Annotated in this window: 22 protein-coding genes; 11 read left to right on the top strand and 11 right to left on the bottom strand. The window is 67.2% G+C overall.

Features of this window, described 5'->3' with window-relative positions; genetic code table 11:
- Positions 1 to 32 precede the first annotated feature (32 nt).
- Together EEW87_RS09210 and EEW87_RS09215 are read right to left on the bottom strand one after the other, a co-directional pair.
- The gene (locus EEW87_RS09210; RefSeq protein ID WP_123093782.1) at positions 33 to 1,208 is read right to left on the bottom strand and encodes a sensor histidine kinase; all 1,176 of its coding nucleotides are present in this window, start codon (positions 1,206 to 1,208) and stop codon (positions 33 to 35) included.
- Entirely contained in the window at positions 1,205 to 1,924 is a 720-nt protein-coding gene (locus EEW87_RS09215) for a response regulator transcription factor (RefSeq protein ID WP_275898482.1), read from the bottom strand. The genes EEW87_RS09210 and EEW87_RS09215 overlap by 4 nt, the downstream gene beginning before the upstream one ends.
- 257 nt (positions 1,925 to 2,181) lie before the next feature.
- Between EEW87_RS09215 and EEW87_RS09220 the strand changes: the two genes are divergently transcribed.
- From EEW87_RS09220 to EEW87_RS09230, 3 genes are all read left to right on the top strand, one after another.
- A complete protein-coding gene (locus tag EEW87_RS09220; protein WP_123093781.1) occupies positions 2,182 to 2,796 on the top strand; it encodes a DUF305 domain-containing protein in 615 nt (204 codons plus the stop codon).
- Positions 2,797 to 2,861: 65 nt separating this feature from the next.
- Positions 2,862 to 5,210, top strand: coding sequence for a heavy metal translocating P-type ATPase (locus EEW87_RS09225; protein WP_275898483.1), 2,349 nt, complete (start codon positions 2,862 to 2,864; stop codon positions 5,208 to 5,210).
- A gap of 130 nt (positions 5,211 to 5,340) precedes the next feature.
- Positions 5,341 to 5,958, top strand: coding sequence for a CueP family metal-binding protein (locus EEW87_RS09230; RefSeq protein ID WP_123093780.1), 618 nt, complete (start codon positions 5,341 to 5,343; stop codon positions 5,956 to 5,958).
- 255 nt (positions 5,959 to 6,213) lie between these two features.
- Here the strand turns inward: EEW87_RS09230 and EEW87_RS09235 are convergent, their stop codons facing one another.
- Both EEW87_RS09235 and EEW87_RS17295 read right to left on the bottom strand, forming a co-directional pair.
- A complete protein-coding gene (locus EEW87_RS09235) occupies positions 6,214 to 6,651 on the bottom strand; it encodes a hypothetical protein (RefSeq protein ID WP_123093779.1) in 438 nt (145 codons plus the stop codon).
- 161 nt (positions 6,652 to 6,812) lie between these two features.
- Positions 6,813 to 7,232: a DUF7878 domain-containing protein gene (locus EEW87_RS17295; RefSeq protein WP_455429290.1), complete on the bottom strand. Its 420-nt coding sequence runs from the start codon at positions 7,230 to 7,232 to the stop codon at positions 6,813 to 6,815.
- 480 nt (positions 7,233 to 7,712) lie between these two features.
- On the opposite strand from EEW87_RS17295, the gene EEW87_RS09245 reads away from it, so the two are divergent.
- The 4 genes from EEW87_RS09245 (at position 7,713) to EEW87_RS09260 (ending at position 9,624) form a co-directional block, all read left to right on the top strand.
- Entirely contained in the window at positions 7,713 to 8,048 is a 336-nt protein-coding gene (locus EEW87_RS09245; RefSeq protein ID WP_123093777.1) for a cupin domain-containing protein, read from the top strand.
- A gap of 20 nt (positions 8,049 to 8,068) precedes the next feature.
- The gene (locus tag EEW87_RS09250) at positions 8,069 to 8,356 is read left to right on the top strand and encodes a hypothetical protein (protein ID WP_123093776.1); all 288 of its coding nucleotides are present in this window, start codon (positions 8,069 to 8,071) and stop codon (positions 8,354 to 8,356) included.
- Positions 8,357 to 8,513: 157 nt separating this feature from the next.
- Entirely contained in the window at positions 8,514 to 9,215 is a 702-nt protein-coding gene (locus EEW87_RS09255) for a helix-turn-helix transcriptional regulator (RefSeq protein WP_123093775.1), read from the top strand.
- A 241-nt stretch (positions 9,216 to 9,456) separates the two neighbouring features.
- On the top strand, positions 9,457 to 9,624 hold the full coding sequence (locus EEW87_RS09260; protein WP_123093774.1) for a CsbD family protein: 168 nt from the start codon (positions 9,457 to 9,459) through the stop codon (positions 9,622 to 9,624).
- A gap of 9 nt (positions 9,625 to 9,633) precedes the next feature.
- On the opposite strand, the gene EEW87_RS09265 is transcribed toward EEW87_RS09260, so the two are convergent.
- Positions 9,634 to 10,050: a hypothetical protein gene (locus tag EEW87_RS09265; RefSeq protein WP_123093773.1), complete on the bottom strand. Its 417-nt coding sequence runs from the start codon at positions 10,048 to 10,050 to the stop codon at positions 9,634 to 9,636.
- A gap of 125 nt (positions 10,051 to 10,175) precedes the next feature.
- A complete protein-coding gene (locus tag EEW87_RS09270) occupies positions 10,176 to 10,385 on the bottom strand; it encodes a hypothetical protein (RefSeq protein ID WP_123093772.1) in 210 nt (69 codons plus the stop codon).
- A 70-nt stretch (positions 10,386 to 10,455) separates the two neighbouring features.
- Between EEW87_RS09270 and EEW87_RS09275 the strand changes: the two genes are divergently transcribed.
- The 3 genes from EEW87_RS09275 to EEW87_RS09285 all read left to right on the top strand — a co-directional run bounded on the left by EEW87_RS09275 (position 10,456) and on the right by EEW87_RS09285 (position 12,968).
- On the top strand, positions 10,456 to 11,250 hold the full coding sequence (locus EEW87_RS09275) for a mechanosensitive ion channel family protein (protein ID WP_123093771.1): 795 nt from the start codon (positions 10,456 to 10,458) through the stop codon (positions 11,248 to 11,250).
- Positions 11,251 to 11,373: 123 nt separating this feature from the next.
- Positions 11,374 to 12,174 (top strand): DUF2382 domain-containing protein, encoded by an 801-nt coding sequence (locus EEW87_RS09280; RefSeq protein ID WP_123093770.1) that lies wholly within the window; start codon positions 11,374 to 11,376, stop codon positions 12,172 to 12,174.
- A 92-nt stretch (positions 12,175 to 12,266) separates the two neighbouring features.
- Positions 12,267 to 12,968, top strand: coding sequence for a hypothetical protein (locus tag EEW87_RS09285; RefSeq protein WP_123093769.1), 702 nt, complete (start codon positions 12,267 to 12,269; stop codon positions 12,966 to 12,968).
- Between the two features lie 537 nt (positions 12,969 to 13,505).
- Here the strand turns inward: EEW87_RS09285 and EEW87_RS09290 are convergent.
- From EEW87_RS09290 to EEW87_RS09300, 3 genes are all read right to left on the bottom strand, one after another.
- Positions 13,506 to 13,925, bottom strand: a complete 420-nt coding sequence (locus tag EEW87_RS09290; RefSeq protein ID WP_123093768.1) for a leucine zipper domain-containing protein — start codon at positions 13,923 to 13,925, stop codon at positions 13,506 to 13,508.
- Positions 13,926 to 13,988: 63 nt separating this feature from the next.
- Positions 13,989 to 14,321: an ArsR/SmtB family transcription factor gene (locus tag EEW87_RS09295; protein WP_123093786.1), complete on the bottom strand. Its 333-nt coding sequence runs from the start codon at positions 14,319 to 14,321 to the stop codon at positions 13,989 to 13,991.
- Positions 14,322 to 14,431: 110 nt separating this feature from the next.
- Positions 14,432 to 15,082 (bottom strand): TetR/AcrR family transcriptional regulator, encoded by a 651-nt coding sequence (locus EEW87_RS09300; protein ID WP_240341576.1) that lies wholly within the window; start codon positions 15,080 to 15,082, stop codon positions 14,432 to 14,434.
- A gap of 190 nt (positions 15,083 to 15,272) precedes the next feature.
- Here EEW87_RS09300 and EEW87_RS09305 point away from each other — a divergent pair, with 190 nt between their 5' ends.
- Positions 15,273 to 16,148, top strand: a complete 876-nt coding sequence (locus EEW87_RS09305) for a MerR family transcriptional regulator (RefSeq protein ID WP_123093766.1) — start codon at positions 15,273 to 15,275, stop codon at positions 16,146 to 16,148.
- Positions 16,149 to 16,922: 774 nt separating this feature from the next.
- Here the strand turns inward: EEW87_RS09305 and EEW87_RS09310 are convergent.
- Positions 16,923 to 17,627: a DUF4304 domain-containing protein gene (locus EEW87_RS09310; RefSeq protein WP_123093764.1), complete on the bottom strand. Its 705-nt coding sequence runs from the start codon at positions 17,625 to 17,627 to the stop codon at positions 16,923 to 16,925.
- Positions 17,628 to 18,091: 464 nt separating this feature from the next.
- A complete protein-coding gene (locus EEW87_RS09315; RefSeq protein WP_163562411.1) occupies positions 18,092 to 19,324 on the bottom strand; it encodes a hypothetical protein in 1,233 nt (410 codons plus the stop codon).
- Positions 19,325 to 19,385: the final 61 nt, after the last annotated feature.

Genomic DNA, 19,385 nt, shown 5'->3' on the forward strand with positions numbered 1-19,385 from the left:
GGCCCTTCGGTGGGTTCTAGGTTTCAAGCGGTTTAGTGCTCGGCGGGGTGTTGCCGTCTGTCGAGGGGAGGGGTTACCGCGAAGGGCAGTCCGAGGGGGAGGGTGATGGTGAAGATGGCGCCGTGGCCTGGTCCCGGGGTTTCGGCGCGGATGGTGCCGTGGTGGGCATCGATGATGGCCTTGCTGATGGTCAGGCCGATGCCAGAGCCGGATTGCCAGCGAGTACGGGCTGTGTCGGCGCGGTAGAACCTCTCGAAGAGGTGGGGCAGGTGCTGGGAGCTGATGCCGTCCCCGTTGTCCTTGACGGTGATGTCGACCTCGTCGCCGTGGCGCTCCGCGGACACGGTGACGGTTCCGCCGCTGGGGGTGTGTCGAAGCGCGTTGGTCAGCAGGTTGGTCATGACTTGCCCGATGCGCTGTTGGTCGGCCATGACATTGAGGCCGGCGGCGCCGTCGGGTTGGACCACAAGGTTGACACCTTTGTCGCGGTAGCGCTCTCGTATGCCTTCGGCCGCGTTCCACAGCACGTCGGTGACAGGCATGTGGTCTATTGCCAGGCTCAGGCGTCCTTCTTCGGCGGTGGAGACCTCGTCGATGTCCTCGGCGAGGCGGGCAAGGCGGTCCGTCTGCTCGGCCAGGGCGATCTGGGAGTGCGGGCCGAGGTGGGTGATCCCGTCGTGGAGCCCGTCGTGGTACGCAGCCAGGGTGGTGATGGGGGTCCGCAACTCGTGGGCGAGGTCGGCGAGCATGCGTCGGCGGGTGTCTTCGATGCCTTCGAGCTGGGCGGCCATGTGGTTGAACGCGGCTGCCAGGGTCTCCAGCTCGGTGCCGGAGTCGATGGCCGGTACGCGGGTGGCGTAATGGCCGCGCGAGAGCTCGCGGGCTGCGTGGGTGAGGTCTGCCAGCGGCTTGCGCAGGCGTCGGGTGAAGAACCAGGTGACGGCGGCCGCGGCGGTCACGGAGATGAGCAGGCCGAGCCCTAGTGCCAAGAACGATGCGTCGCGGTAGGCCATCTCGATGTGGAAGACCTCGGGGGAGTTCTCGCTGTGCCCGGCCTCGAGGAGGTGGCGGTGGAAGATCGGTGGGCCGAGCAGGGTCGCGACCAGGGTGATTGTCACGGCGCCAGCGAGGAGCACGATGCTCTGGCCGAGCAAGAGGCGGGTGGCCAGCCCGTGCGGGCGGGCTGGGCGGCGGTGTAAGGGATTCATCCCTTGCCCATTCGGTAGCCGACGCCGCGCACGGTGGTGATGTAGCGGGCGGTGTCGGGGTCGTCGTCGAGCTTCTTGCGCAGATGGGCGATGTGGACGTCGACGAGGTGCTCGTCGCCGATCCATCCCGTGCCCCACACCTCGTCGATGAGCTGGCGACGGCTGAAGGCCATCGCCGGGCGGGTGGCGAGGGTGATCAGCAGGTCGCGTTCGGTGGGGGTCAGGGCCACGGGCTGGCCGTGGAGGTGGACCTGGTGGCCCAGCGGGTCGACGAGCAGCGCCCCGAAGGAGCGGGTACCCCCTTCGGTGCCGCGGGGCTTGCCGTCGCCCCGTGGTCGGCGCAGCAGGGTCTGGACGCGGGCGACGAGCTCGCGCACTCCGAAGGGTTTGGTCAGGTAGTCGTCTGCGCCGACGGACAGCCCGATGAGGGTGTCGACCTCCTCTTTGCGGGCGGTGGTGATGATGATGTAGCAGTCGGAGAAGGTGCGGATCTGTCGGCACACCTCGATGCCGTCCATCCCCGGCAGGCCGAGGTCGAGCACGACGACGTCGGGCGGGTCGGCTCGCACAGCCGCGACGGCGTCGTCGCCGCGGTGGGCGAGCTCGGCGGTGAACCCAGCCTGAGACAGGTAGGCCGCGACCATCCCCGCCAGGGTGCGTTCGTCCTCGACGACGAGGACCCGGCGCGGGGTGTCGGTGCTGAGCTGGTCGTTCACGCCGTCAGTGTGATCCAGCGCGGCCGCGTGGGCAGAGCCTTGAGCGCTGTTGGTGGAGATCTTCGTCAAACCTCAACCCGGGTCGGTGCATGTCTGGCGCCCTCGCCTGCCGGGACCTCGAAGAGCTGAAGCTGTAGCGAGATGTCGCCCGGTCTTGAGGAAATCTCAACACGACCACAAGATGGTGAACACCTTGGTGACGCATCGTCGAGGGACCGCAATTCGCGCGGACCTCGCGCTGATCGAAGGAGCAGACGATGCACCTGACCACCCGCCGTGCCGCTGTCGTGGGCGTGAGCGCCCTGGCCGCGGTCGCTCTTTCCGCTTGTTCCAGCAACTCCGACGGGTCGATGCCGGGCATGAACCATGGCTCGGAGTCGATGTCCTCGAGCACCAGTAGGTCTGCGTCCTCGGGGCAGGAGGGCGACGTGATGTTCGCGCAGATGATGATCCCTCACCACCAGCAGGCGGTCGAGATGGCTGACCTTGCCCTGGACGACAGCTCGGGCGCGTCGGCGAAGGTGCAGGCCTTGGCCAAGGACATCAAGGCCGCTCAAGGCCCGGAGATCAAGACCATGCAGGGATGGTTGGAGCAGTGGGGGGCCGAGCCGGCCAGCGAGGGCATGGGGCACGGCGGTATGGACCACGGCGACGGGATGATGAGCAAGTCCGAGATGACCGATCTCGAGTCCACCTCGGGCGAAGAGTTCGACCAGATGTGGCTGACGATGATGATCAAGCACCATCAGGGCGCGGTGAAGATGGCCAAGGACGTGCAGTCCACGACCTCCAACAGCGAGGTCAAGACCATGGCTGCGGACATCATCACGGCCCAGAACAGCGAGATCACCACGATGAAGGATCTGCTCTGAGCGGGCAGCCCTGATCTGCCGCTCTGCCTTCCCCACCACCCTCGCGTGCGACATCGGAGGTCTTCGTGAGCACTGAGAACGACCGACCTGACCTCGCTGACTCGACCCCGCTTGCCACGGACCCGGTGTGCGGCATGCAGGTCAGGCAGGACACGGCCCTGCGCACGGAGCACGACGGGCAGGAGTACTTCTTCTGCTCCGCGAGCTGCAAGGAGCGCTTCCTGGCAGACCCGCAGGGCTTCGAGGTGGGAGCGGTGGACCGCTCTTCGGCAGCGCCCGACCTGGCAGCACCGGTCTCGGCCAGCGAGTGGACCTGCCCGATGCACCCCGAGGTTCGCCAGGCCGGTCCTGGGGCATGCCCGATCTGCGGGATGGCCCTGGAACCGGTGACCATCTCAGCCGACAGCGGCCCGAGCCGGGAGCTGTCGGACATGACCCGGCGCTTCTGGGCCGCGGTTGTGCTCAGCCTGCCCATCACCGTCCTGGAGATGGGCAGGCACCTGGTGCCATGGATCCACGAGGCCGTCCCGGCGCGGGTCTCGGTGTGGCTGCAGCTGGTGCTGGCCACGCCGGTCGTGCTGTGGGCGGGGGGGCCCTTCTTCGTGCGCGGATGGGCCTCGCTGCGAAGCCGCAACCTCAACATGTTCACCCTCATCGCGATGGGCACCGGGGTCGCCTGGCTGTTCAGCCTCGTGGCCACGACCACGCCCGGGATCTTCCCCGACTCCTTCCGCAACGACGACGGCACCGTCGACGTCTACTTCGAGGCAGCCGCTGTCATCACCACCTTGGTCCTGCTCGGCCAGGTCCTCGAGCTGCGAGCACGCGAGCAGACCTCCGGTGCGATCAAAGCCCTGCTGAACCTCAGCCCCAAGACCGCCCGACGCATCACCGACGGCGTCGACGAGGAGATCCCCCTAGAGCAGGTGCAGGTCGCAGACCTGCTGCGGGTCCGCCCCGGGGAGGCGATACCGGTCGACGGCACCGTCACCGACGGCCGCTCCTCCGTTGATGAGTCGCTGGTCACCGGCGAGTCGATGCCCGTGACCAAGAGCGGCGGCGACACGCTCATCGGCGGAACCATCAACGGCAGCGGCGGCCTGGTCATGCGCGCCGAACGGGTCGGCACCGAGACGATGCTGGCCAGGATCGTGACCATGGTCGCCGACGCCCAACGCTCCCGCGCCCCGATCCAGCGCACCGCGGACAAGGTCTCGGCCGTCTTCGTCCCCGTCGTCATCGCGATCGCCGTCATCGCCTTCGCCGCGTGGGCCCTCGCCGGGCCCGACCCCAAGCTGGCCCACGCCCTCATCGTCTCCGTCGCGGTCCTGATCATCGCCTGCCCCTGCGCCCTGGGCCTGGCCACACCCATGTCGATCATGGTCGGAGTCGGGCGCGGAGCCAGGCTGGGGGTGCTGATCAAGAACGCCGAAGCGCTCGAACGCATGGAGAAGATCGACACCCTCGTGGTCGACAAGACCGGCACCCTGACCGAGGGCCGCCCCACCGTCACCCACATCGAGCCAATCAGCGGCGGTGACCCCGACGACCTGCTGCGCACCGCCGCCACCGTCGAACGGGCATCGGAGCACCCCCTAGCCCAGGCCATCGTCGAAGCCGCAACCGCCAAGCACCTGACCCTGCACGAGGTAGCTGACTTTGACTCCCCGGTCGGGCGAGGTGTCACGGGCCTCGTCGAGCAACGACACGTCACGCTCGGCAACGCCGACTTCCTGGCCTCCCACCACATTGACACCGCTGTGTGGCGCGAACGCGCAGACCAGCTGCGCGCTGACGGGGCGACCGTGATCTACATGGGTATCGACACCCAGCTTGCCGCCCTGTTCGCCATCGCCGACCCGGTCAAGGAGAGCACCCCGGCCGCGCTGGAAGCGTTGCGCGCCGAAGGCATCGACGTCGTCATGCTCACCGGCGACAACCAGGTCACCGCGAACGCGGTCGCGCGATCCCTGGGCATCGAGCGCGTCGAGGCCGAGGTCCTGCCCGACCACAAGAGCGACGTCGTGAAGAACCTGCGCGAAGCAGGCCGAGTGGTCGCCATGGCCGGGGACGGCATCAACGACGCACCCGCCCTGGCCGCTGCGGACGTCGGCATCGCCATGGGATCGGGCACCGACGTGGCCATGGAGAGCGCGGGGATCACGCTGCTTCGCGGCGACCTCACCGGGATCACCAAGGCACGTCACCTCTCCGAGATGACGATGAGCAACATCCGCCAGAACCTCGTGTTCGCCTTCATCTACAACGCCGCAGGCATCCCCATCGCCGCCGGCGTGCTCTACCCCGTGCTCGGGCTGCTCCTCTCTCCCATCCTCGCCGCCGCCGCCATGGCCCTGTCCAGCGTCAGCGTCATCGCCAACGCACTACGCCTGCGCGCCCGCACCATCGACTAGCACGGACGCCGAACGAGCCACGGCACTGAGCAGATCACTCACCCGATCTGCCCTCCCAGACGTGGATGACCCGACCGGACGTCATCGGAGCAAAGCTGATGACTCCCCAAGACCCTGACGGAGAGCGCCGATGTACACCGTTCAAGCACCCATCCGACCTCGCCTGCTCGCTGCCGCTGCTGTCGGTGCCCTGATCCTGACAGGCTGCACGTCCGCACCGTCGCCGGGCGCGCCCGCGCCTTCCTCGGCCACCACCTCACCGGCGGCCGCCGACCTGCTGTCCGAGCACGACCTGACCGGTCTGAGCACCGCAGAGGCCATCGAGCGTCTTGACACCATGCCCATTGCTGAACGTCCCGCCGGCCTCGTCGCATCGGTGCACCCGAGAACGGTGAGCATCACCGGTGGCCAAGGGCAACAAGTTCAGCTACCCATGCCCGAGGACGAGGTGTACATCTCGATCGCGCCCTACCGCCACACGACACACGAGTGCCACTTCCACAGCCTGACCACCTGCGTAGGGGAGCTGCGCAACGCGAACGTCAACATCACCCTGACCGGTGGCAGCGGTGAAACCCTCATCGATGAGACACGTCGGACCTACGACAACGGCTTCATCGGCCTGTGGGTGCCGCGCGGGATCAAGGCAACGCTGACGATCGAGCAAAACGGAGAGGTGGGCACCTGGGAAGTCTCCACCACCGAGGACGATGACCCCACCTGCATCACCGACCTCAAGATCACGTAGACGCTGTCATCGCCAGGCTCAGGATCCGTCGCATTCGTCCCCAGCTACGGCACCCGTCAGAGCGGGCCGGCATCTCTGTGCCCAGGTCGCCGACTGATTGCGCAACGAGATCCGATCCGGCAGTGGATAGCCGCAGCCCGGACGTGCGGACGACGCGCATGCCCCGCGGCGGGGACAAGAACGCACTGTCACGCGTTACGGATGCCAGAAGTCAATCTAGTCACGTCTACGATAATGCCGATAATCTATCTTATGTCAGGTAGTCTCTCTGGGGCCCACCCTCGGACTGGCGGCGCCGGCGCCAAGCGACTGAAGGAGCAACCTGACCTCCTTATCGGAGACCACGCCGTCGATCAGGTCCCCGATCTCGTCAAGACGAACCACCGCCTCAACGATCTCGTCCTCCCAGGCCTCGTCGAAGTCAACGTCAAGGTCGGCGTAGGTTCCTCCCGTCTGTCCGTGGGGCCGGAGCACAAAGGACGCCCACCTGTGCGCTTGGTCAGGACCTACAGAACCGTCAAGCATGCCCTCAAGGACTTGGACTATGGCCTCTCTGCCGAGCGTGAGTGTCCGATCACACTGGCGCACCGCCTGCTCAAGCAACGAGTGCGGGGCGTCGACGACAACAGCAACGCTAGACACGTCTCCGCCCAAGACCAGGCGAAGAGCTGCGGCCACAGCTTCGGGGCCCATCTCGGGCCCCTTACGGCTCCGCTTTCACATCAGGCCCGCGACCTCCTGGAACTAGTCAATTACCCCACGCTGGCTCTCTGTCGGCTTGATCAACCCTGAGCTCGTGCGTGGCCTCCCGTGGCATTTCTACCTTTCGCACGCGGGTGCGCGTGACCGTCTTCTTATTCATTGTAAATGACTGGAATAGGGTCAACGCCGAGAGCGATCAACCCGGCGTGGACCTCTCGGATGAAACTCCGGAATATGCGCACAAGCTCGTCTTGACCGATACCGGAGACACGCAGCTCTGGATCAAAAGACGACGTAATACTCCAACTCGACCCATCCTGACGCAGACAGATAATCTCCTCCTCTTCGTAAGAAAGAGAGTTAAAGATGAAATCAGCGTCTGGCTGCTCGGACATCCAGAACCACAGGCTGCGCGCAAGTTCGGCCACTGGAAATGCCTCCTCCCTGAAGAGGAGAACTCCCTCTTGATAGATGAGAAGATCAGCGTCGATTGCGATTAGGTATTCAACCGTAGTTTTACCCCAAGGACCACCCCTCTTCATGTGAGAAAAAGTTACTTTCACCTGACTCATTTTACATGCACCGGGAACGCATTGATTGCTAACTTACCGAATCCTTACCTCTATTCACCCCGTTGGCAGGAAGTTCGTGCCTCATTGCCCTGCCGCAGCGCCACCAGGGGCCCCAGCCAGATCCCATTACAGCGTAAGCATAGTGATCTCGGTAGATCTGGGTGATTCCAACGCTAGACCCGCATCCCGACTGCTGCTATCCGGGTAGAAGACGTCGCCCTCGTCCCCTTCTGACAACGAGACGAGTGAATCCCGGCGCACCGAGTGGCGCTGCCAGCCCCTGGTGTTCGCCGTCGATCTACCTGCCCCTCGCCATCGTTGGCGCACGTGCCGCCCCAGTCGTCACCCGGCCTGAGCCGATCTGACCCCGAGAAGACACCGCCCGTGCGCTCTGCGAGGCTGGAGGTGCTGAGACGAAGCCCGGCTGGTTCGAAGCGTGCCCCGTCGATCCCCGGGTCTGACACCGACGGTAGGAGCGACATGACCGACGTCCTTTCCCTGAGCACCGTGGCCACCACCCAGCTGGCCGCTGCCCGCCACGCCAGGACCGGCCGCGCAGCCAAGACCATCCATGGCGGGCACGAGGCCACCCTGCGGCAGACCGTGCTGGCCCTGACCGCCGGCACAGCCCTGGGCGAGCACGACAGCCCCGGGCAGGCCACCTTGCAGATCATCAGCGGCCGGGTGCGCCTTCACGCCGGCGAGGAGCAGTGGGAGGCCTCCACCGGTGATTACCTGCCGATCCCGCCAGCCCGGCACGACCTCGAAGCCATTGACGACTCCGTCGTGCTGCTCACCGTGTCCACTACCGCCTGACCACGGCCAGTAGGACGATCATGACGAACCTTCCCGCAGGGCGTAGGAGCCTCGAGGCGACTGAGCAGCAATGGCAGGTAGTCGTCGAGGCCCTCATCCAGGTCTCCACAGCCTGGCGCGAGGTCTCGCCCGAGAGCCAAGGCCCGGTCAACGAGTTGCTCCAGGACGCCCGCAGCAACGTTGCCTACTGGCGCGCACGCAGCAAGGGTCTCGACGAGCGGGAAGCGTCATGCATGCTCCCTCAGGGCCCTCCGACTCCCCGCTACATCGACTACAACGGCATTCGCGAGGAGAATGCGAGCCGGTGAGGACCTCGAACAAGAGTCTGCTCGCTCGAGAACCCGTGGGTGTCTCTCAACGACGTAGCACGCACCTGCTCCCGCTATGCGCACCTGCTTGTCCCCCATGCGCCGAGCACCCATCCTCGCTACTGGTAGGTCCCTACCACGGGTCTACGGTCGGTGGATGGAACTCAACAAGCGGGTGAAGCGAGACACGCCACCCGTGCGGGTCGCGATCCTCAACGACTACGAGGTCGTCGTCCGCGGTATCGCGGCGATGCTCGCCCCCTTTTCCAATCGCGTGGAGGTCGTCGAGCTCGACTCCGGCTTGCCGGTCTCTCAACCGGTTCACGTCCTCTTGTACGACACGTACGCGGCGGCCGCTGTCGATAGCCCGGAGGTTGACCGGCTCGCTCGAGATCCGATGGTGGAGCACACGGTGCTCTACACCTGGGCGATCACTGACGAGGTCATTCAGATCGCCGCTACCCGGCACGTGTCCGGGGTGCTGTCGAAGTCCCTCGGCGGCGCTGAGCTCGTCGACGCGCTCGAGCGGATCTACGCCGCCCAGAGCGTGATCTCAGCGCCGGAAGTCGAGGACGAAGACACCCATGAGGGCGACTGGCCTGGCAAGGAGCAAGGGCTCACACCGCGACAGTCGGAGGTGGTCGTGTTGGTCGTGGCCGGGTTGAGCAATCAAGAGATTGCCCATCGCTGCTACCTGAGCATGAACTCAGTGAAGTCCTACATCAGAGCGGCTTACCGCACGATGGGGGTCAAGTCACGCACTCAGGCCGTTCTGTGGGGCGTCGAGCACGGCTTCCGCGCCAGCCCCCGAGCCCGCCTGCTTCCCCATGGCGACGACCACGAGGTGCCCCGGGCCTGAAAGGCCCCGCTCTAGACGCCCCGCACCCTCGCCGGGGCAGGGGCCAGGACGGCGTGTCGGCCCCTGCCCCGGGGGGCGGACCGCCGTGGTCGGCCACAAGCACCATCGGCGGACCTGATCAGTCAACCCCGGGCCCCCGGGGTCGGGGCTCCACCCGAAGGGGCGCCTTCCGGGCGCGACCTCCCGCCCCGGCTTGACTACGTTGAACGAAAGGACGACGACCGCTTTCGAGGAGACGTAGATGGGCATCGGCGAGAACATCGAGAACGCGAAGGACCGGCTGGTCGGCAAGGCCAAGGAGGTCGTCGGGGAGTCCAAGGGCGACCCGGGCCTGGAGATCGAGGGCAAGGTCCAGCAGGACACGACCCTCCCCGCCCGGGGGCACGCTGAGGACGACCCCGGCACGTGAGCCTGTGGATCAGAGGTCGCGGCGAATGGGGATGACCGGAGAGCGGTAGGCCTCGATGACCGCGATCTGCCGCAGCAACGGGCCCAGGTCGCAGTACTCGGCACGCTGGGCTCGTTCAACCGGGTAACAGGTCGCGTACTCCACGCACAGCGTGTGCCCCCGCTTCGGATCGGAGGCCGAGATGGTCCTCGCGTCCCCTTCCATACCCGGGGCCAGGCCAGAGGGTCGCGAGGGCGGGTACTCCCACCACTCGTCCTCCCACGACTCGTACAGACCTAGGTCCGATGCGTGCAACCACCCCCTGGCGCGCAGCGCCAGATCGACGTCGGTGAGGAAGCGCTCGTAGGCGTTGTCTCGCCGCCGGTCATCTTGGCGGCCAGAGACTCCGGGGTGAAGGACCTGGCCGTCTCCTGGCGTGTCCACCATGACCGACGAGTCTCACAGAACCAGCGCGACCTCGCAGCGCGAACGCCGGTGGGCGGTGCGGACAGCGACGGAGGCCAAACGGGAGAACGAGTCCCCCCGTTTGGCGAGGGGCCCCCTCTGCTAGCTCACTTCGTCAGCGCGTCGCGGACCGTGGCCAGCAGCGAGCGGGGTGAGGCGGGTGCGCTGTCGTCTCTGTAGGTCGTCGTGTGCCCCTGCGAGCACGTCACCGTGTGCTTCTCGTGCTCGCCCAAGGCGTCGAACCGCCGGTCGGTGACCACCGAGATCTGCGCGCACCCGCACTTCGGACACTGGGTAGGCAACGAATGTTCGTCCATGCTTACGACTCTGGCACACTACCCAGCGGACCGTAAATTTACGGTGTAAGCCAAGCGAGAGGTACTCCCCGTGGAGAACGCGTTGAACCAGCTGTGGGTCGCCCTGGCCCTGTACGTGCCCAAGATCGTCATGTTCCTGCTCATCCTGGTCATCGGATGGATCGTGGCCAAGGTCATCGGCAAGGCCGTCGACAAGATCCTCGAGCGCGTCGGCTTCGACCGCGCCGTCGAGCGCGGCGGGGTCAAGCGGGCCCTGGCGAAGTCGCAGTACGACGCCTCCTCGATCGTGGGCAAGCTCGTCTACTACACCCTGATCCTGTTCGTGCTCCAGCTCGCCTTCGGCGTCTTCGGACCCAACCCGATCAGCGACCTGCTCACCCGGGTCATCGCCTTCCTGCCCAGCATCGTCGTGGCCATCGTCATCGTCGTGCTGGCCGCAGCCATCGCCACCGCCGTGCGCGAGCTCATCGCCAACACCCTCGGCGGGCTGTCCTACGGCAAAGTCCTGGCCAACATCGCAGCCGCGTTCATCCTGGGCCTGGGCATCATCGCCGCCCTGAACCAGGTCGGCATCGCCACCACCGTCACCCTGCCGGTCCTGATCACCGTCCTGGCCACCATCGGCGGCATCCTGATCGTCGGCGTCGGCGGCGGCCTGATCAAGCCCATGCAGGCCCGCTGGGAGAGCTACCTCGGGACGATGGAGAGCGAGACCCAGAACATCAAGGCCGAGGCCGCCAAGGCCCCCTCGGTCAAGGAGCAGGCCCAGCAGGCCAAGAACAAGGCCCAGGCCGCCGAGGCCCGCACCCGCCCCACCGGCGGGGCCACCTCCCCCGACGTCCCCTTCGACCGCAACCAGGGCTGAGCCCTGCTGCGCCAGCCGGGCCATGCGGATACACCCTAAGAGGGGGGTCTGCCAGCCCGGCCAGGCCCGGCGACCTCGGCTACGTTTACGAAGTAAGCCAATCGATCGAAAGTGGAGGAATCAATGATTTCTACCGAGCAGATCAACACCCTCGTGGCTGGCGGCAACGTCGTCGACGCGTCCGGGGAGAAGGTCGGCAAGGTCGGCCAGGTCTACCTCGACGACCAGAGCGGTCAGCCCGAGTGGGTGACCGCGAACACCGGTCTCTTCGGCACCAGCGAGACCTTCGTCCCCCTTCGCGGCGCCACCGTGCGCGGCGATGACGAGGTCCAGGTCGCCTTCGCCAAGTCCGTCATCAAGGACGCCCCCCGCGTCGACGCCGACGGTCACCTCGACGCCGACGACGAGGCCGAGCTCTACCGCTACTACGGCATTGCCGACAGCGGCCAGGGCCGCTTCGACAACGCTGAAGGCGTCGCGGACCGCGACGTGCACGGGGAGGGGCAGGACACCTCTGGTCCCAACACCGACGACGCGATGACCCGCTCGGAGGAGCGCCTCAACGTGGGGACCGAGAAGGTCGCCACCGGACGGGCCCGGCTGCGCAAGTACATCGTCACCGAGAACGTCACCACCACCGTGCCGGTCCAGCGCGAGGAGGTCCGCCTCGAGCGCGAGCCCATCACCGACGCCAACCGCGACCAGGCCATGGCCGGCGGTGATCTCACCGAGGAGGAGCACGAGGTGACCCTCACCGAGGAGCGCGTCGTGGTCAACAAGGAGACCGTCCCGGTCGAGCGCGTCAAGCTCGGCACCGAGACCGTCACCGACGAGCAGCAGGTCAGCGAGGAAGTCCGCAAGGAGCAGATCGAGGCCGATCTGCCCGACGAGGCCACCCGGCGCGAGAACACCGAGCGCGGCTGATCCCCACCGGCAGTCCCCCATGGCCCCGGCAGGTCATGGGGGACTGCTGCGTCTGCACCCCGAACCACACCCACACGAATCAGGAGCTGCACATGAGCACCAGCATGGGCGAAGAGAACCACCGCCGAGACCAAGACCGGGACCGCCGCGCTGACGCCGACGGGCTGACCCGCCGCCACACCGGCCGCGACACCCACGACACCGGGCGCACCTCGCCGAGCAAGGACAACCGCCCCACCCACCACGACTCCCTGCGCACGCAGCAGAAGCAGCGATTCGGCGGCATGAAGTTCGGCGCCGCGTTCTTCGGGTGGCTCACCGCAGTCGGCCTGACGGTCCTGCTGGCGGCCCTGGTCGCCGGCACCGGCAGCGCGATCGGGTTCAGCACCGACACCACCGTGCAGGACGCCGCGGACAACGCCAAGGACGTCGGCATCGCCGGCGCCGTGGCCCTGCTCGTCATCTTGCTCATCGCCTACTTCGCCGGCGGCTACGTCGCCGGCCGCATGGCCCGCTTCGACGGCGCCAAGCAGGGCATCGCGGTGTGGCTGTGGGCCGTGCTCATCGCGATCGTCGTCGCCGTCCTCGGCCTGATCGCCGGCGACCGCTTCGACGTCCTCTCCCAGCTCGACGCCCTGCCCAGCATCCCCGTCAGCACCGACGACGCGACGACCACCGGGATCATTGCCCTGATCACCGTCGCCGCGGTCACCCTCATCGGCGCCATCCTCGGAGGCATCACCGGCATGCGGTACCACCGCAAGATCGACAACGCCGACTACACCCTGGACTAACCCCGCGACCTGCGCTCTCATATAGGCGCCCTCCCCCGATGGCAGGCGGGTCCGGTAGCACCTCGTGATGCACCGGACCCGCCTGCTGTCATCGTGCGTCTCTGCATGATGCGCTGCTCCCATCCCCTGCTGGACCAACCTGCCGGGTCAGTACACCTAGGCCACGCCCTGTGCATGCGCAAGAGCAAGGACGCGTGAGCTGATCCGGGGGTAGCGTCGCTGCGGCAGCCGTCGTGTCCGCCCGACGATGAGCCAGGAGGCGCGCCTCCGACGCACGCAGGGTAAAGGCGAGGGCGGCGAGACAACGAGGGAGGAGCCGGGCAGCGTTAGGGGCGTGGACGCCAGGCGAGGCTCGCGCACCACCACTGCCGCTACCCGGCTCTTGTTCTCGCCGCCGTCGTCTCGCGACGCTGCCATCGTCCGGGCACACCCCGAAAGGGATGACGACAGCCCTCAGGGTTCACTTCTACGACGCGTGTGGGGCTCGCGAGAACGTTCGCCGGCGCGGTGCGCTGACACACACTGCTCAAGCAAGGTCTAGCTGTACTCGGTCACGACGTTGGTGACAGGCGGCTGGGTAGGGCAGGTCGTGGCGGCGCAGGATCCGGCTGACCGTTCGAGCAGGGACACCGAGCTCAGCCCGATCCAGTCCTGACCGCGCCGGTGCTCACGCCGGGCCGCGACCACTGCGTCCTCGACCGATGCCGCGGTGCGTCGCGGGCTGGAATGCGGCGCCGAACACCGGTCTGACAGGCCGGCCTGACCCTCGGCGTCGAACCTGGCAACCCAACGGTGAGCGCACTGGCGTGAGATGCCCATCGCCTTCGCCGCGTGAGCCACCGCCCACCCCTGGCGGCGGACTCGGTCGACCAGCAGACGGCGACCATGAACATTGAGACGGGCGTTAGCGTGGGCCACGAGAACCTCCGGGTCGGGCGGGACTTCGACAATCCACACCTCACCCGGAGGTTCTCCTCCTCGTCAACGCCTACGCGTCACCAACCTCTCGGCCGAGTACATCTAGCAGCAGCCCGGGGCCTCCTCGCGGGCTGCGCGCTTGTGGGGCGCCGCGGACCCCTGCGGCGGCCACACCCGGTCGAGGTAGGCCCGCAGATCGGCGATCCCGTCGTGATCCAACGCGTAGATCCGACGGGTCCCCTCGGCCAGGTCGGTCACCAGCCCCGCCCGCTTCAGCACCCGCAGGTGCTGCGAGACCCCGGGCCGCTTGATCGGCAGCTGGGCGGCGAGCACTCCCACCGGTTGCGGGCCGCCAGAGGCGAGCAGCTCGACCACCGTCCGTCGGTTGGCGTCGCCGAGCGCCTCGAGCTGCAGCTCCGCGCGATGTGTGTGCACGGTCCGAAAATCTAGCACCCAGTCTTACGATGTAAGCAGGTGAGAGATCCTGTCCTGCACGCGTTCTCGATCTCCGCCCCTAGCGGCCTGCCGGGGCGAGATGACGGGCGCTACTGGGAGATGTGCAGCTCGATGCGCTCGATGAGGGCTTCCAGACCGATCTCGAACTCGGCCTTGGAGTGGTCCTGGCTCAGCGCTGGCCGCAGCCGTTTGATCGTGGGGAAGTCGTCGAGGTCGAGCTCTGCGTCACCCTCGGGGATGCTGGCCTCCCCTTCGTCGAGGGCGACCTCGACCGGTGAGGTCTCCGCGCCGTGCACGACCGACTCCAGCAGCAGGTGCCCCAGCAGGAACCCGCTGAAGGAGCGGTACACGTGCACGGCACCGTCCTCGGTGAAGCCGTGCCCGATCAGCGTGCTGAGGAAGTCCTCGACCAGGCTCAGGCTGCGAAGAGGCGGGCGCAGCCACGGCGCTGCCGGGTGACGGGTGGCCACCAGCGGGAAGGCGTGGGGGTGGGCCACGGCCACCGCCCGGACCTGGTGGGCGAAGGTCTGCAGATAGCCCTGCCAGGTCTCGGATAGCTCGGCGTCGAGATCTTCCTCCAGACCCCGCAGCATCTGCGCCACGACAGCCTCAAGAAGATCCTCACGCCCAGAGACGTGCCGGTAGAGCGACATCGCCTCCACACCCAGGGCGCTTCCCAAGGAGCGCATCGTCAGCTTCTGGGCGCCCTGCGCGTCGATGTAGGCCAGGGCCGAACGCACGATGAGATCTCTGCTCAGCCGCGCCCGGCTCGGCGTCCCTGACTCCGAGACCATTGGCACCTTCCCCTGTTGAGTGTTCCGTCGCTCAGGAATGACGCTCCGTATCGTACGTGCCCGAACGTCCTACGTCGTCGACCCTTCTCGACAAGCCCAACTTACGGCGTAAGGCTACGATTGTGGCGTGCGAGGTATGCGAATTGGGGAGCTGTCCCGTCGTACGGGTCTGAGCGTGGATGTGCTGCGTGCGTGGGAGAGGCGGTTCGGCCTGTTCAAGCCGCAGCGCAGTACCTCTGGGTACCGGTTGTACTCCGAGCGTGATGAGCGCATCACCCACGACGTCGTCGCCCTGAAGGCGCAAGGGGTGCCGCTGGCCAAGGCCGTCGCGCTGGCTCGAGACACCCCCGCACAGGCACCGACCGCGCAGGTGCTGATCGCCCGGATCGATCAGGCGGTGCGAGGCCTCGATCCCGACGCCGCCAGGAGAGCGGTTCGAGCCTCGAGCGAGGCTCTTGGGGTCGAGGCCGCCATGGTCACGGTGTACTTGCCCTACCTTCGCCTGCTGGGGCAGCAGTGGCTGGACGGGGCCGTCACGGTCGCTCACGAGCACTTCATCAGCCACATCATCCGCAAGCACATCGGGACACTGGCCCAAGACCCCCATCCGGGCGGGCGTCGCACAGCCGTGGTCGCCTGCCCCGCCGGAGAGCGTCACGACATCGCGCTGCTGATGATCGCCACCCTGCTCACCCGCCGGGGCTGGTCGGTGCGCTACCTCGGCGGGGACACCCCGCTGGAGGCGATCACCTCCACAGCAGCGCGCACCCGCGCCGACCTCGTCGTCTTGGCGGTCACGCGACCCGAGATCCTCGAGGCCGCCGTGCCGGCGGCGCGCCAGCTGGCCCAGAGCACCCACGTCGCCGTCGGCGGCCCAGGGGCTTCGATCGAGCTCGCCGAGCAGATCGGCGCCACGCTGCTCGTGGCCAACCCCGTCCACTCGGTCCTTCGCCTCGACGAGCTCGTCCCGGCCTCACGCGAGCGGTTGAAGGCGCAGGGCGCGGCCTCCTAGCTCCCCCACGAACCAGTGCCCGAGCTCCGGGTGACCTCAGGACCTCTTGAGGGACCAGAGGAGGCGCGCGGTGCCCCACTTCCGTGACCGCGCGCCTCCGCCAGCTGGTAGCAGCGTGACGGCGTCGCACCTCATCTTCACGACCCCGTGCCGCGAGCACTCCAGCGAGCCGCACCTCTCACGCCCCCAGGCGATGATCGGGACCAGGCGCATCTGTCCGCAGATGTGGCGTCGGCGGGGTGTGCGGCGACCATGCTCGAGTGCGACTGTGACATCGAGCGATGTCGCCCACGAATCGACCGCCGATCCCACCTGCCGGGCGGGGCGTGTTGCGCACGCGAGGAGGGAAAATCGGGAAAGTCAGGCCGTCTCAAACGGCCGTGCCACCCACTCGAAGCTACCCTGCAGCGCCGCGCCCTGATCGAGGGTGCTACCCGCGCGCAAACCTCACTCGGTCATCGCTTGACCTCTCCCCTAGCCCGGCGAGGGCGCGCGTAGCGACCACACACGAAGCCCAGCACGAAGCCAATGAGTAGCATGGCCAGCGCCCAGAGGAATAGCCCTCGAAACAGATCCCAAAGGGTGATCGTCCACGCCGCGATGCTGGGCATGCTCGCCTCACCCTGCTCGAAAGTCTCCACGTTCGACGTTTCGAGCGACGCTATCAGCGAGCAGGGGTTTCGAACGCCTCTTAAGAGCGCCCTGCAGCCCCTCCCCCGGGCTGCTCGAAAACGATGGTTCTCGGACGGCGACACGCCACGCGTGTTGGTCGGGTCAGTGACGGTTCGGCTGCTCCTCGTTGCCCAGGCGTGCGGCTCGTTCTCGAGCCCACTGGGCGGCGTTGATGGCTTTCGGGCGGGGGTTGCCCCATCGCTCGAGGCGTTGGCATGCGGCTTTGAACCCTGGGCCACCGTGGTCGCTGAGCTGGACGGCGTGCGCGATCAGGGCATCCGGGTAGCCGGCGTCCCAGTGCCACCCGTTGTCGTGGAACTTGGCGAATGGGGGGCTGCTGGTGATGGTGGTCAGGTCGGCGAGGAGCTCGGCGTGGTCGGTCAGGCGCAGGAGGTTGGCGAGCTGGCCGGCGTTGAGGGCTTCGGTCATCTGGCGGGCCACGATTTCGGCGTCGTCGACGGAGTCGATGGTCCAGCCACTGCGGCCGCCCGAGCGGTTGAGCGGGGTGAGCGCCAGGCGAGCGATGCCGTCCCAGTACTGCTCGCGGCCGGGCTTTCTGGGCTCGTACCAGCCTCCTGAGAACTCGCTCTCGAGCCACTCTTTCCAGGCGGGGGTGACGACGGACATCGCGCCCTCGAAGGTGCCGTACGTTCCCTCGTTGTACTGGCCGGCGAGGATGGTGACGACTGCGGTGGTGTCACCGACCTGCAGGCGCCATGTCGGGTAGGTGCCCTTGAACCCAGCGGCGCGCAGGGTCGGGACGAACTCTTCTCGCAGGGCCTGCTTCAGGGCATCTCTTGCTCGCACGGCGTCAGAGCCTGGAGCGGGGCTGAGCTAGGGCAGGTTCCTCGTCGCTTATGCGGCGCTGCTGCAATCGCCAGTTCAAGAGGTTGATCGCGCCCTGGCACAGGGACACTGCGACTAGTAGCACCAGGGCTAGATCCGTCCGACCCTCGTCGAGGATCGGATCATCAGAGAGCAGCCCCTGGGCGCCGAGCGCCGCGACCACCAACGATGCAAGTGCCAAGGCGACCATGACCCACCTGGGAATAACGATCGCCCCTACCGGTCCGCCGTGCCGGTCGCTGGGCTCGCCCCGTCTCGCCCCTGCGCTCATGCGCACAGCGTCCCACCTCACGGGTAGTCAGCGGGGGTGAACCATCTTCGCCGATGCCCGCGAAGGGCGCTCTCGGAATCTGCTCAATGACGATCGTCAGTGGGAAGCGGCCAACGGAGCGGAAGGTCGTACCCGGTCGTGACCTGGTGCAGCCCTACGGGCGCCACGTCGCGACCACCCATCGGCCGGGGCGAGAGCCATCCGTCTTCTTCGGGTAGGCCAGTGTGTCGCCCTGCGCGCGTACTCGACCGTAGGCGCGGGTGGCCCCGAGCTCCGTCTTCTTCTGGGAGGCGATGTCGTAGAGGTACAGGGTGGCATCTCCGCGTCCAGACCCTCGGCCCCAGGCGATGAAGCGATCACCGCAGCTGATCTCGGTCGAGCCGCCGGCGCTGCGAAGGGGGATCCGTCGCGGGTGCATCTCATCGCGCGGGAGGATGTTGATCTCATCCTTCCCGTTCCTTGTCGCCGCCCATGCGATGTAGGTGCTGGTTCCGCACGTCATGGTGATCCTCGTGCTCGCGGTCAGGGCGTCGAAGCGGTAGAGCGTGCGTAGTCTCGAGCCGTCGGTCTCAACGATCCGTGGGGTCCCGTATGTGCGCCCGCTGGTGAGGCGGTCATCGGCGATGTAGATCAGCCGGTCACCTGCTCTGGCGGGACCGTAGGCCCCCTGGGCGACCTGGCTCGTCTTCTCGGACCCGTCCACGGGGGCTGTGAGAATTCGGTAGGTGGGGCGCTCGGGGTACAGCCCACCTCGCTGCTCCGGTGCGGTCGGGGCGTCGGTCGGCCAGTCCCGAATGGACCAGTACGCGCGGTCCTCGACCAGCGCAAGGGGATGCCGGTCGTCGTTAAACATCGGGACGACATCGGCACCGTAGTAGTCGTCGTAGCTGGCGATGACCTGGGCGGCAGGGCCACCTGATGGCGACTGGGCCAAGATGCGCCAGTCCTCCGCCTCGAGGTTCGTCGAGCGAGTCTCACGCCAGATAACGGCGTCGTCGTAGGCGTCAGCGGCCACGAGCTGACTCGCACCGGGCGGTTTGGGTGCGGGGATCATGGCGGGCTCTTCACCGGGGATCCACCACCCCATCTGCGTCGTGCCGGTCAGCAGGGGACCAGACGTTCCTGTGTCCGGCCGGATGCTGGTGACGAACCTGCCGGACGAGGAGATCGCGGCGATAGACGCCGAGCCGCCCCCCTCGATGGGGCCGCCGTAGAGACCCAGACGGGTCAGATCACCGTCGGTGGAGGAAGTCGGCGTCCACAGGCCCGTCGACGTGCGGCCTGACGCCGACACCTCACGCCCCGGCGGGTCGGAGGTGCTGGCGGTGCACGCTGGCGCGGCGATCAGCACGACTAGCGCGAGGGCCCATCGGTACGAACGCATCATCGCCTAGCTCCTTCTCGACTGCAACCTCGGGCCGACGAGATCCGCAACCCCACCGGAACAC

The organism is Janibacter melonis (genome assembly GCF_003721155.3).
GTDB classification, from domain to species: Bacteria; Actinomycetota; Actinomycetes; order Actinomycetales; family Dermatophilaceae; genus Marihabitans; species Marihabitans melonis.